We start from the raw sequence: 13,878 nt of genomic DNA on the forward strand, positions 1-13,878 counted from the left end.
TAGGTATGAATTTTGACTTATTCGGTATTACCATGACGCATCCCTTCCTTATACTTTATACTTCGCTGCTGCTGGCCTTTAACGGCTGCGCGCCGAAACAGCCTGTCGTAACAACTGGCAAAACCGACACCGTTGCTGTAGCCGGCCATACCCCTGTACCGGAAGCCACGCCGCTCCAGACCGGCGCTGCGCGCATGGGCCAGTACCTACCCCTGCTTAAAGGCAAACGGGTGGGCATGGTGGTGAACCAAACGTCGCTGGTGGGCAACACGCACCTGGTGGACACGCTTTTGAGCCGGGGCGTAAAAATTGTGACCATCTTTGCCCCTGAGCACGGCTTTCGTGGCGAAGCGGATGCCGGGGCTCACGTGAAAGACGCCAAAGACACGAGAACCGGGCTCCCGATCATCTCGTTATACGGCAAGAACAAAAAGCCACTGCCTGAGCAGGTAAAAGACCTGGACGTGCTGATTTTTGACATACAGGATGTGGGTACGCGCTTTTATACCTATATCAGCACCATGCATTACGTGATGGAAGCCGCCGCCGAGAACAACAAACAGGTACTTATACTTGACCGCCCCAACCCGAACGGGCACTACGTGGATGGGCCGGTGCTGGAGAAAGAGCAGACGTCTTTTGTGGGCATGCACCCGATCCCCATCGTGCACGGGCTTACTGTCGGCGAACTGGCCAACATGATTAACGGGCAAAAGTGGCTTGAAGGGCAGCGCCAGGCAAACCTTAAAGTGATTCCGGTGGCCAACTACACGCATCAAACGGCCTACGTACTGCCCGTAAAACCTTCCCCCAACCTGCCTAACCAGCAGGCGATTATCCTTTATCCGTCGCTGGCGCTTTTCGAAGGCACCAACGTGAGCGTAGGCCGCGGCACCCCCAACCCGTTCCAGGTGATTGGCAGCCCCTTCTATCAAAACAAACGCTTCTCGTTTACCCCTATCAGCATGCCCGGCGCAACGGAGCCCCCGCACAAAGGGCAGGTCTGCTATGGCCTGGACCTGACACAGCCCGCAGATGCCCAGCCGTTCACGCTGGCTTTTCTGCTGGACATGTACCGGCACTCTACCCAGAAAGAAAAATTCTTCAACAACTTTTTTGAGAAGCTGGCCGGTACGGCTCAACTACGGGAGCAGGTAAAAGCGGGTAAAACAGAGGCGGAGATACGCGCCAGTTGGGAGCCCAAACTAACCGCATATAAAGCAATGCGCAAGCACTATTTGCTATACCCGGATGCAAAATAAGGCACATTGCAAAAAATGTAGCACGTAACACATCGAATAAGCTCGGATTTAAAATTCATGAGGCAGGTTTAACCCATTTGGATTTTGGCACCAGACAACCAGTCGACTAACATTGTTTCATTACAGAAATCATACATGACAAAAGCATTACGAATTGTGTTTATGGGTACCCCGGACTTTGCAGTACCTACCCTCCAGGCACTCGTTGCGCATAAATACCAGGTAGTGGCGGTGATCACGGCACCGGACAAACCAGCAGGGCGCGGGCAAAAGATCCACCAGTCGCCGGTAAAGGAGTATGCCCTGTCTCAAAACATTCCGGTGCTGCAACCCACCAACCTGAAATCAGAGGCGTTTTTGGAGGAGTTGCGGAGCTTCCGGGCCAACTTGCAGATCATTGTGGCGTTCCGGATGCTGCCGGAGGTTGTGTGGGCGATGCCGGCGTTGGGCACCTTCAACATTCATGGCTCTCTGCTGCCGCAGTACCGGGGTGCGGCCCCCATCAACTGGGCCATCATCAACGGCGAGAAAGAAACAGGCGTTACCTCCTTTTTCCTGAAACACGAGATCGACACCGGCAACCTGATCTTCCAGGAACGGGTGCCAATTGCAGAGGAGGATGATTTTGGCAGCCTGTATGAAAAACTGAAGTATACCGGCGCAGCCCTGGCATTGCGCACGGTACAGGCCATCGAGCAGGATGAGGTAACCTCGCAACCGCAGGTAACGAACGCCGAAACCCGGCATGCCCCCAAGATCTTTAAAGACACCTGCCTGGTCAACTGGAACCAGTCGGCTGAACAGGTGCGCAATTTTATCCGGGGCCTAAGTCCCTACCCTGCCGCCTGGGCCAGGCTGAACGAGAAGAACTTCAAGATCTTTAAAGTGGATGTGCTGCAAAACGCTGCCTATACGTCAGCACCGGGCCACATCCACACAGATAACAAAACTTTCCTGCATATTAAAACCGCAGAGGGCGCTGTTTCTGTTTTGGACCTGCAAATGGAAGGCAAGAAACGCATGCCGCTGCAGGATCTGCTGCGGGGCTTTACTTTTAACGTTTAACCCATGGTACAAATAGTGGTCGCTACCGCCGAGAACAATGTGATCGGGAAAGACAACCAGCTGATCTGGCATTTGCCCGCCGACCTGAAGCGCTTTAAGCGGCTCACCATGGGGCACCCGATCCTGATGGGCCGCAAAACCTACGAATCCATTGGCAAGCCGCTGCCTGGGCGCACCTCCATCGTGATCACCCGGCAAGTGGGTTACCAGGCTGAGGGCTGCCTGGTGGTGCATTCTGTGAAAGAGGCTATCGCGCAGGCCAGGCAGCTCGACGAAACTTTAAGCCTGATAGGCGGCGCTGAGATTTACAGGCAGGCCCTGCCCCTTGTGGATACCATTGAGCTAACCCGGATTCACCATGCCTTTGAGGGCGACACGTATTTTCCGGAGATTAACGAGGAGGAGTGGGAACTGGTAATGCAGGAAGACCATGCCCCGGATGAGAAAAACAAGTATAGCTATTCCTTCCTGACACTCCGCCGGAAGTAGTTTCTAGCTTTAAAACAGGGAAAGCCGCTTAATCAAGCGGCTTTCCCTGTTTTAAAGTATGAGTGGTTGTGCTAACGCAGGATGTAGATCTTACCATAGCCATTTTTAAAGGACTTATCCCCGATCTTGTACATGTGTTTCATGCCATCGGCTACCTGACTCATCACCACACGGTACAGGTAAACGCCGTTAGCCAGCTTGTCGCCGTATAGGTCGGTGCCGTCCCAGGCGTATTCGGTTTTGTTGTTGCCGATCCGGATCGGCCCCATTTCCTCTTTCAGTATCTCCTTCACTACCTTCCCGGTTACGGTCAGAATCTGGATCTTTATGTGTTCAGGCACCTCGTTGCCCGTTAGCGTAAAGATAAAGTTGGTCTTACTGGAAAACGGGTTCGGGAACGGGTAGAAGTTGGTGATCCTGGAGGCGTTCTCTACTTCAAAGCTGATCCGATAGGCTGCAACGCCTGAGGCTTTTCCGCTCGAGTCTTTGGCCCTTACCTCCAACTGGTACTTGCCATCGGCTAAGCGCTCCGGCTTATACTCCAGCCTGAAGTCGTTTTTTTCATCTGCCGGGAAATAACGGATCTCAGTGTTGTTATTCATCAGGGCCACTTCCTGCTGCACCCCGCTCGGGTCCGTCAGCACCATCAGCATCGACGAGGGGTTCTGCAATGGCGTAAACCGATTCTCATCCTTCACCGTTACGCTTATCAGCGGGCTCGGCGACACCAGCTCTCCATCCAGGATGTGTATGCCGTCGAAGGCGACATCCATCAGCGGGTGCAATTTGGATTTTACGCCGAAGTTAACCTCGTATATGTTGTTGGTATAACTCTGCTCCGGCAGTACCTGTGGGTTTACAAACATGCTCAGCTTGTAATTCCCCTCCAGTGTGGCAGTCGGCATAGCAAACTCAAAGTTCACGGTCTCATTGCCACCCACGGGTCTTATTTTGAATCGGCTCACCACCGGATCAGAAGTATCGCCTCCCACGGTTACCTCCACAGTAACAGAATCGCTAAAAGCTGTCGGGCTGATATTCTGGAATGCCATGGGCACCTTTATCCCCCCTTTCTGTGCCTGTTGGGTCAACTCCTCGCTGCCTACTTTTGCCAGATCAGGAATGATCACCCCTTCTGGAAGTTCTTCGTAAAGCACAAACCACTCCTTTAGCTGCGGCGCTGTCCGGTCCTGGGCATCTTTCAGCACAACAGACAGGCGCAGGTTCGGAAACGCTTTTGCATCAATAGCCGACAGGTCGTATACTTTGCCGGTTACTTTTTCGAGTAACACCTGCTCCGTACCACCGCTATTTATACCCGTCACCCGCAGGGCGTAGGTATCTTCCCCGCCTTTGTACTGCTCAATGTTGTGGTGCAGGGTTTTCCATTTCTTGGCAGGGCCTATTACAGTAGAAGTGATCTCCCCCTCTGTTTGCCTGGAATAAATAATCTCGTTTAGGGTGATGTCCTGCGATGTAACGGCCGTTGAGCTGCCCGCATCCCCTGTTCTTTCAAGAGCGGTGCCGGGTGCTGCGCCTTTGCGCCCTATGATGGCAAAAGGGTACCCGTTCTTCAGGGAGTTGATCAGCGTGGAGCCAATGGTGCCAAAGGCGGCTTTCTGTGCTGCAGAAAAACTCTCGAAAGGCACTTTGTTCACGCTCATTGCCACCACGTAGTAGCCGGCAGGCACGGCGTTGAGAAAGGCGATCATCTTGTCTCGGTTGGAGGCATTGTTCAGATCGCCGAACTCATATAACGTGAGCGAACTGGCGCAATAGGCTGTTCCCAGTTTCTCTACCCGCTCTAAGGTCTTATCATTGATTACAATCGCGTAAATTTTTGGCGATGAAGTCCCGACCGGGTCGCCGCACGGGGTATAGAGCTGCATCTCATCGTTGTAGAAGATGCCGTAGGGCGGGTTCGTATAGCGAAAGTCCCCACCAATCGCCTTCACGGATAGCACGGCCTTTATTTTCTGAAACTCCCATTGAATCGCTTTGTCTCCCTCGTTTTCTATTCTGGCAGTAGAAGCACTTTTAAACTGCCCGTAATGGCTTTGCGACCAGCCGGCGCCGGCGGACGGGATGTAGCGGAACGAGCTTGTGGTCCAGACGGTGTCTTCGCCGGGGGCGTAGGTCTGGAAACGGGCACGCCAGTAATACACGGTGCTGTCGTTATCCGGGCTGCCTTTGGGCAAGGTTACCTGCCACGACGGCAACCAGGAGTTGGCCGCAGAGTAGTTCTGTTTGAGCCCGCTGTTAAACGCCTGGGTGGTATCCAACTCAAAATAATACCCCTGCTTGTTCGATAGTGTTTGGGTGGCCTGTACCTGCAGCTTCACCTTATCAGAGTTTACAATGCCGTACTCAGCCGGGCTCAGTGCCTTCAGGCCGCTTGCCGGAAAGTAATGCTGGTATACTGCGGTGTTATTATTCTCGTTCAGTTCCTCAATGGCGCCGGGACTGTCCAGTTTCACTTCAAACGCGTTGATTCCCAGGGCGGCAACGCCTTTATTGCTCAGGGTGAGTTTGAGTTTGCCGTTTACGAGTATAGGTTTTACTTTGAAAGGAGCCATAGGCACCACTGTTGCGTTGTCTGCCAATGTTCTTTTTACCGAAACAACAACAGAGTCGGTTATCGCTTTCCCCAGATTCCCCACACTAACGGACAAAGAGAATTTGTCAGTAGCGGCGGTTACGGTTTCGCCTTTCTCATCTTCCACCGCAAACGCGTTGTCAGGAAAATAATAATCTGGTTTTGCAGGGCTGTACACCTTTATGGCAGGGTCGCCCTGCAACACCATTTCTGTTACCATTGCCATGGCTATGGGAGAAGTGGTAGTAGTCATAACGCCCCTGATCGTGGCCTGCTGCACCTGGCCGATGGTAGCGCCATAGGTAGCCGGATCACGAAATGCCTGTGAATACATGTATTCTGAATATATATTCAAGAAATTTGGATAACCAGCCCCTGTATGCGCGATCAGGGCGATGGCTCCTTTGTCGGGCGTATTCAACCAGTCCTCCCCGAAAGTGATGGTCCCGGGTGTAAAGGCATCTCCTAGATTGCATCCGTTCATCAGCAAGACTGGGTATTTGCCCTCGTTCTTGTAATTACTGCCCGGGCTTGAGACATACCCTATATCCAGATCGGTGGTTCCCGGAGAACTGTGTCCAAAGAAGGTGATCAGGGAGAGACCCTTGTTCAACTCTTCTGACACGTTGATGTTCTCGACCACCTCACTCACGTTCTGCCTGTACTTCTCTATTACATTGCCTCCCAGATAAGGTCCTTTAACAATTGCCGCATAGCCCCTTAAATAAGCCGCTATATCGCTGATCTCAAGCGGTGTTTTACCGCCTCCCAGTTGTAGTATATTTTTTCGCCACGCCACGCCATCAGGCACCGCCTCGTACTGTTTTACCTTGTTTAAGTAGTTAATAATATCCAGGGCTGAGGTGGCAAAAACCCGCCCGGTGGGGATGGCGGGGACCAAATCGTTATTCCGGAAATCTGCCGAAAAGATCACATCAGAAGCCGGAACACCCCCGGTTGGCACCAGGTCATACATTCTCGATGCGGGCACCCGATAATTGATCTTATCGAAATCTACGCCTTTGCCCAGTATGATCATGTGCTTTGGTCGGGCATTGGAAGCCATAAAGCTTAAGAAGCGCTTGATGCCATTGGCCGAAAACTCACCGTAGTGGAACTGATCCACGATATCATCCACAAAAACCAGCAAGGTATCGTACCCCCCGCCCTGTGTAGACGCCCTATACGCTGCATACTCCTGCGGTGCCGGAAGCGTGGCGTTTCCGGCCAGCGTCATGAGCCTTCTGTTCGAGAGCAGGATATAGTTATGCGCCTCTGGGTTAATTCTACGAAAGATAATTTTTGAAGCCGGCAGCGGTTGCAGCGCCTTAGACATATCTGCCAGCAACACCTGGTGACTTTTGCCATTACCCGCCTGAATAACAAAACCCCACCTGCCATTGGAAACATACCCCGTAGTTCTGGTAATATTTCCAGCATCGCTCAGATCGTAAGCCACCGGGGAGGCAGGGGCACTTGTGAAATCAAAGTAAGGGTTTGCTGACCGGGAGGAGTCCGTATAAAGGAACATGAAAGAACCGGAGAAAATATTCTTCTGCGGATACGTCAGGATTCCGTGCACCATGCTTATCTGGTTCTCGGTGGTGGGGTACGCATCCGGAGAGGTTTGAAAAGTGAATACGCCAGCCGATGAGATGTCGGCCAGCTCAACGGTCGCCTGCCCATGGGCAAAGCCGTCGCCCTCTACTTTAAACCGTTGTAACACCCTGGCCGCTCCGGATGGGGGCAGCACCTTGATCTCGTAATCGTGGACAATGGGATTTGTGGCGCAGGTACTGAACTTCACACTTGGCTTTGGGCCAGTACTCTCAACATTTAGAATCCCCCCTATGGTGTGAAGCTTCTCAAACCGGGAGGCACTGGAAGTATACCCTTCCCCGTCGTCCATCCACGGGAACCGGCTTGCGCCATAGATCTTTCCTTTTTTAAAGGCATTATTGTATAAGCCGATTGCCTTTTGTAAGTGGTAAGGCTCAGGGTTTAGCCCGGCCACCGCTGGGTTCACCTCTCGTACCCGTTTGCCAGGTGCCGGGCTCACCGTTAAAAAGTACGCCGCGGTGTCAGTGTAGATGCTGTACAACTGGTGCGGTTGGTTCGCCGGATTCTTGTACAGCTCGCTGTCCAGGGCTCCGTCGTTTCGCTCTCCGAAAAACTCGATGAAGTCCTGTGCGTCCAGCCTGCCGTCGCTCTCGCCGGCCACGTAGAGCGGAATCTCCTTGCCCCTTCTGAAAAGCTGGAAGTTGCGGGGGTCGGCGCCGGCCAGGCCTAGCTTGCTCAGGTAAGCCTGATCGAGGCGGTAAAGGCCGGTTTGGATAACTTTGATCTTATAATAGGTCTGCGCATGGTTGATCCACTCGTTTCCGAATACCTGCTGTGCCCTTGCCTGCACCGAGAGGAGGGCAACCAACACAGGAAGTAGGAGTTTAAGGCGCTTCAAAGTAAATGTACCCTGCATAAAGTGGAATGCTTTATTGTACGATAGTTTAATTAAAGGAATAGCCGAACGAGATGATCACAGACGAGGTGCCGCTGCCAGAAATCGCGTTGGCTTCTTTACCGTTCACCCTGGACATGGCCAGATCAAAATTCAACCCTTTGGTTTTAAAGCCCACCCCGAAATTAGGCTGCATGCGCTTGGTAGTGCCTCCCTCAAAATTCCTGGTTTCCTGGTAATTGTTGAGCCCGCCCCGCACAAATACGGTATGGGCATAAGCCAGCTCTGCCCCAATGTGCGGATCGACGGAAACCACGTCGGTCTTTAGCATCACGTTGCGCTTTCCGTCGAAGGTAAAGTCCACGTCTGTGGCCAGCAGGCCCGTCAGTTTATCGGTGAGCTGAAAGGATTTGCCTATGCCCAGCACCAGCCTTGGCAGGGTAAGCTCTGCGGTGCTTTCGGGCAGGTCGTTTCCTGTTTGCTGGTAGGCTTCTTCCAACGCTTCCACATTATGCGTCCAGGCGGTGAAGGTGGTGGTGATGTCCTTGGCCATCAGGCCGAACTGCCAGCTGCCCCTGGCCAGCTGCGCGCCGGCATCCACGCCAAAGCCATACGCGTTGGCAAACTCCCCCACATTGCGGTAAATAACCTTGGCGCTGGCCCCTAACTGCAAACCCGCCACTAACCGGCTGCGGCGCGCATAGGAAACCAGCATGGCGTAGTCTGCCACAGAAAAGAACTTGATGCTGTCGTACTGGATGTAGCCATACTCATTCTGCAAACGACGGGTATCGGCAATATCGTCCACCCCAAGCCGGATCACGGAAACAGCCAAGGCGCTGTTCGTATCCAGGGGCATGGCGAAGCTGCCGAAATCGTTCTTGGCTATCCCGGCAAAAAGCTCGGAGTGCATCAGGGCAATGTTATACTTTTGCCGCAGGTGCAGCAGTCCTGCCGGGTTCCAGTAGCCCGCTGTCGCGTCGTTTACGATGGCCGCCTGCACATTTCCCATGCCCAATGCGCGTGCGCCCACGCCAATGTTCAGAAACTCATTGCTGTACTTGGGCGTGGACACCTGGGCGCCGGCCAGTCGGCTGGCAAACAGTAAAATCAATAATAAACCTGTCAGGGTAAATTTATTCATACTTATCCGGTAAGCGTTTACGCAATCATTTTATCAAGGCCAAAGCAAAAAATGCACTCACTGGTATTCAACTCGAAACCAACAAGTTGACTGTTAAAGATGCCCCCTCAACAACCGAAACATCACTTTAGTTGACTTTTGCCTGATAATATTTTTATCCAAAAATAGAAATTTAAAATCATAATAATTTAGGATGATAACCATTAATGAAAACTTTCGTAAAAAAATTTTAAACAGTACCTTGCTTTACATAGTACCTTACATTAACTTTGCTACACAATATAACCGAATCATCATGAAAGTAGAAAACACACAAGTGCAGATGAGGAAAGGAATTCTCGAATTCTGCATACTGGAGATTATCTCGCGTGGTGAAGTATATGCGTCTGATATGCTGGAAGAGCTGACAGCAGCGAAAATGATTGTGGTGGAGGGCACCCTCTACCCGCTGCTTACCCGCCTGAAGAACGCGTCGCTTCTGGAATACAATTGGCAGGAGTCTACCTCCGGGCCTCCGCGAAAATATTACAAGCTCACCGACACCGGCCGCGATTTTTTAGAACAGCTCCGCGCAACCTGGCTAGAGTTAGTTGACTCCACTGAACACATCATCCATAACAAGAAATCTCAGCAATTATGAAAAAGAATATAAGTATCAACTTGCAAGGCATCATCTTTCACATCGAGGAAGATGGGTATGAGCAGCTAAGCAGATACCTGGCTTCTATCAGAACGTACTTCTCTAACTATGAGGGTCATGAGGAGATAGTGGCCGACATTGAGGCTCGTATTGCCGAAATTTTCTCCGGAAGGCTGGCCCCCGGCAAACAGGTGATCTCGTTTGAGGATGTGGAGTACCTGATTACGCGCATGGGCAACGTGACGGACTTTGAGGTGGAAGAACCCCTGGAAGACATGCCGCATACCGGGCAGCAGCAACCAGCCGGCGCTTATACCACCGAAGGAGCCTACACGGCGACGGGCACCAAAAAACTGTTCCGCGACATTAACCACAAGGTAATTGCGGGCGTGTGCTCCGGTATCGCCAACTACCTGAACATCGACATGGTCTGGATCAGGCTGCTGTTTATCATTCTCGTGATTGGGATTCCTTTTTCTGGTGGTATCACCGGCTTTGGCATTATACTTTACATTGTGCTTTGGATTGCCATGCCACCGAGCGCAGCTCTGCCGGAAACCAATGTTAAAAAGCTTTTCCGCGACCCCGAGGACAAAAAGCTGGCTGGGGTTGCCAGTGGCATTGCCAAGTATTTTGGGGTGGATGTGGCGGTTGTCCGCATCCTGTTCCTGGTCTTTATTTTCCTGGGGGGCTTCGGAATTCTGGCCTATATCGTACTCTGGATCTCGGTTCCGGAGGCGGTTACCTTAACAGAGCGCATGCAGATGCAAGGCGACCCGGTGACCCTGGCAGGAATAGAGCGCTCCTTAAAGGATAACCTGAACATGCATGACAACAACGGCCATGAAACTCCCCTGGCAAAGTTGATCCTGCTCCCGATCCGGCTGATCTCACAAGTAATTAATTGGCTTGGCAAATCGCTGGGGCCCATACTTGCTGTGCTGATCACACTGATACGCGTGGTGGCAGGCGTTATCTTACTGGCTGTCTCCGCCGGCCTGACCGTCGCCTTGTTCTCGGCCCTCTTTGCCTCGTTTGGTCTGATAGATGAGACGCAGTATATGGTGTTTGGCGATTTCCCGGCCTCCGTGATCCTGGGTGGGTTTCCCAGGCTCGGACTGGTGGCAGGTTTTATTGTAGGGCTTATCCCAACCCTACTGTTATTTATCCTGGCTATCAGTCTTTTAGTTAAGCGCACGTTTCTTCGTCCTATCGTGGGTTGGACTTTATTTGGTATTTGGCTTGTTGGTTTGTTCACCATGATCGCCACTATTATGGTGTTTAGCAGTAATTTCCGAAGAAGCGGTGAGGTGATCACCACCAAGAGCATCCCTGCCGATGGGTATGGCACGGTTGTGCTGAGCGCCTACGACAACAACCAGGACTACGATCGCATTTACGTGGACGTGCGGGAGCACAACGGAAGCGACATCGAGATCATTCAGCGCACCGAGGCCAAGGGAAAAACAGAGGAAGAAGCGAAACGGAACGCCCGCATGGTATCGTACCGCGTGGTGCAGCAGGACTCTGTTATCCGATTCGACAACAGCTACGAGTTTAAGGAAGGCGCTGTTTTCCGTGATCAGGAAATAGGAATCGTGCTCAAGTTACCTAAGAACAAGCCCCTGCGCCTGACCCGTGAGTTTACCTATTTATTGCCTAGCGCCACATTTGCCACAGACTATAGCCGCGAGAAGATTGTTCGGAATACCTGGCAGGTGAAAGGTGACCAACTGGAATGCCTCACCTGCGCTTCAGACACACTGGATACAGAAACGGACACAGAACAGTACCACGACGATGATTTTGACATGAACATTGACTTAGGTGACGGCGCTGTGAAGGTTGGCGGCAGTGTGCTGCTGGACGCGGACGAATACAGCGACAATGTCCGCTCCTTTGATAACCGCAACTTTAATTCCGTGGATGTATCCGGCCCCTTTCATGTCCAGATCCGGCAGGGCAGGGAGTACAGTGTGCGCGTGCGCGGAAGAGAGGAGGACATCCGTAGAATGGAGATCTCACAAGATGGTGATGAACTGGTGATTGAAACACGGGAAAAGAACTTTAGCCTGTTTGATGATCGTGCGCCGGTTCTGATCCAGATTACTGCCCCCGACTACCGGACCCTGGACTTATCCGGTGCCATTAAAGCCGATATTGGCCGGATTGACACCGACAGGCTGAACATTAATTTAGCAGGCGCTACCAAATCCACAGCCAACCTGAATGTGCGCCACCTGAAAGTGGACGTGTCAGGCGCTTCTGTCAGCAAATTCAATGGGCGGGCTACTGATTTTGAACTGGATGCAACAGGCGCATGCGGCATTGATGCGGAAGGTCTACGCGCCGACGCAGTGGATGTAGACGTAACCGGCGCAAGCGTAGCGGAAGTATATGCCTCGTCTACGTTACGTGCTGAGGCGACAGGTGCCAGCCGCATCACGTACAGTGGCAACCCTGGCAAAACGACTATTGATAGTTATGGCCCAAGCAGCATCAAAAGACGCTAAAAGCTTGCCATTTTGTACAAACTAAAACCATGAAAAAGCCGCCTCGTACAAGCCTGCTCCGCTGCTGCCCTGGTACCCTACAAGGCATGACAGCCTTCTTGAAGAGTAATTTGTTTGTTTAGTTGTTGAGTGAGTAGTTGGAGTCGGTTCTGCTTCGGGATATGCCTGGAAAAGGAACTGGCTCCAACATTTTTTTGGGCAAATGCTCGCGCACCTACTCAGACGAGGCTCTTTACAATCACCAAGCCCATTTCCTTCCCTCTCTCCAACAAAAAAGCATAGGCTACCTCAAACTCGTTCTTCACTTTTCCTTCCAGAATCGCCTCTGTCAGGGTCTCTTTTAACTTGCCTACCTCCCTGGATGGTTTTAGTCCAAAGGTTTCCATGATAACTTCGCCGGTGATCACGGGTTGGAAATTGCGCAGGCTGTCACTCTCTTCCACCTCCCACAGGCGTTTCTCCACTCTATCAAAATTCTGCAGGTAACGCTTTACTTTGGTGTCGTTTTTGGAGGTGATGTCGGCGCGGCACAGCTTCATAAGCGCATCCACATCATCACCGGCTTCGAACAACAGGCGCCGGATGGCAGAGTCCGTTACGGTTTCTTTTACCAGGGCAATCGGCCGCAGGTGCAACCGCACCAGCTTCTCCACGAATTTCATGTGCTCATTCAGGGGCAGTTTCAGGTCGCGGAACAGTTTAGGCACCATGCGGGCGCCTTTGTCTTCGTGGCCATGGAAGGTCCACCCTATTTTGGGGTGATAGCGCTTTGTGTCCGGCTTGGCGATGTCGTGCATAATGGCAGACCAGCGCAGCCACAGATCATCCGACACGGCGGCCACGTTATCGAGCACCTGCAGGGTATGGTAAAAGTTGTCTTTGTGCGAATTTCCGTTCCTGGTCTCCACCCCCTGCAGCTCCACCATTTTCGGGAAGATCAGGTGCAAGAGCCCCGAGGCGAACAGCAGCTTAAAGCCATAGCTGGGCTTGGGCGAAAGTATGATCTTGTTCAACTCGTCGGTAATGCGCTCCTGCGACACAATTTTAATGCGCTCCTTGTTGTCGGTGATGGCATCGAAGGTGTCCGGATCAATGTCGAAGCCAAGCTGGGAGGCAAACCGGATGGCGCGCATCATGCGCAGCGGGTCATCGGAAAAGGTGATGCCTGGCTGCAGCGGCGTACGGATGATTTTCCTTTTCATATCCCGCACCCCTTCAAAGGCATCTATCAGGGTACCGTAATTATCTTTGTTTAAACAGATCCCGAGGGCATTGATCGTGAAGTCACGCCGTTTCAGGTCATCCTCCAGCGAACCTGTCTCTACTTCCGGCTTCCTGGAATGCTCCCGGTACGACTCCTTACGGGCACCCACAAACTCCACCTCCCAATCTCCGTCTCGCAGCATGGCCGTACCGAAATTCTTAAAAACAGACACCTTTGGTTTATGCAGCAGCTTCTGCGCCACCAAGGCAGCCAGTGCAATCCCATCACCCACGCACACCACGTCAATGTCTTTAGAAGGCCTTTTAAGCACGAGGTCGCGCACAAAACCGCCGATCACATAAGCCTCGACTTTTAATTCAGCTGCTGCCTCCGCAACGACCTCGAATATGGAATGCTCGGGTAATTTTATCTTATCCATCTCTAAATTAAAACACCTCAGACGGCAGATGCGCGGCCTGAGGTGCAAAAATAAGGTATTAAATTGAAAGC

At 52.2% G+C, this 13,878-nt stretch carries 8 protein-coding genes; 5 read left to right on the forward strand and 3 right to left on the reverse strand.

The genetic code is table 11. The features are described from left to right. Window positions 1-5 precede the first annotated feature (5 nt). The 3 genes from AC4BAN_RS11655 to AC4BAN_RS11665 all read left to right on the forward strand — a co-directional run bounded on the left by AC4BAN_RS11655 (window position 6) and on the right by AC4BAN_RS11665 (window position 2,816). The gene (locus AC4BAN_RS11655) at window positions 6-1,262 is read left to right on the forward strand and encodes an exo-beta-N-acetylmuramidase NamZ family protein (RefSeq protein WP_490564577.1); all 1,257 of its coding nucleotides are present in this window, start codon (window positions 6-8) and stop codon (window positions 1,260-1,262) included. Between the two features lie 135 nt (window positions 1,263-1,397). Beyond that, window positions 1,398-2,327 carry a methionyl-tRNA formyltransferase gene (fmt, locus tag AC4BAN_RS11660; protein ID WP_490564578.1) on the forward strand — a complete coding sequence of 310 codons (930 nt, stop codon included), beginning with the start codon at window positions 1,398-1,400 and terminating at the stop codon, window positions 2,325-2,327. Between the two features lie 3 nt (window positions 2,328-2,330). Continuing rightward, window positions 2,331-2,816, forward strand: a complete 486-nt coding sequence (locus tag AC4BAN_RS11665) for a dihydrofolate reductase (protein WP_490564579.1) — start codon at window positions 2,331-2,333, stop codon at window positions 2,814-2,816. A 71-nt stretch (window positions 2,817-2,887) separates the two neighbouring features. Here AC4BAN_RS11665 and porU2 read toward each other — a convergent pair whose 3' ends face one another. Beyond that, window positions 2,888-7,870, reverse strand: a complete 4,983-nt coding sequence (gene porU2, locus AC4BAN_RS11670) for a putative type IX secretion system sortase PorU2 (protein ID WP_490564580.1) — start codon at window positions 7,868-7,870, stop codon at window positions 2,888-2,890. A gap of 46 nt (window positions 7,871-7,916) precedes the next feature. Beyond that, window positions 7,917-9,011, reverse strand: coding sequence for a putative type IX sorting system protein PorV2 (locus tag AC4BAN_RS11675; protein WP_490564581.1), 1,095 nt, complete (start codon window positions 9,009-9,011; stop codon window positions 7,917-7,919). Between the two features lie 295 nt (window positions 9,012-9,306). Between AC4BAN_RS11675 and AC4BAN_RS11680 the strand changes: the two genes are divergently transcribed. Both AC4BAN_RS11680 and AC4BAN_RS11685 read left to right on the forward strand, forming a co-directional pair. Then, a complete protein-coding gene (locus AC4BAN_RS11680) occupies window positions 9,307-9,651 on the forward strand; it encodes a PadR family transcriptional regulator (RefSeq protein ID WP_490564582.1) in 345 nt (114 codons plus the stop codon). Next, window positions 9,648-12,164 carry a PspC domain-containing protein gene (locus tag AC4BAN_RS11685; RefSeq protein ID WP_490564583.1) on the forward strand — a complete coding sequence of 839 codons (2,517 nt, stop codon included), beginning with the start codon at window positions 9,648-9,650 and terminating at the stop codon, window positions 12,162-12,164. Before AC4BAN_RS11680 ends, AC4BAN_RS11685 begins: the two co-directional genes overlap by 4 nt. Window positions 12,165-12,382: 218 nt before the next feature. Here AC4BAN_RS11685 and AC4BAN_RS11690 read toward each other — a convergent pair whose 3' ends face one another. Then, the gene (locus tag AC4BAN_RS11690) at window positions 12,383-13,807 is read right to left on the reverse strand and encodes a CCA tRNA nucleotidyltransferase (protein ID WP_490564584.1); all 1,425 of its coding nucleotides are present in this window, start codon (window positions 13,805-13,807) and stop codon (window positions 12,383-12,385) included. Window positions 13,808-13,878 lie beyond the last annotated feature (71 nt).

This window comes from Pontibacter sp. GD13 (assembly GCF_058216355.1).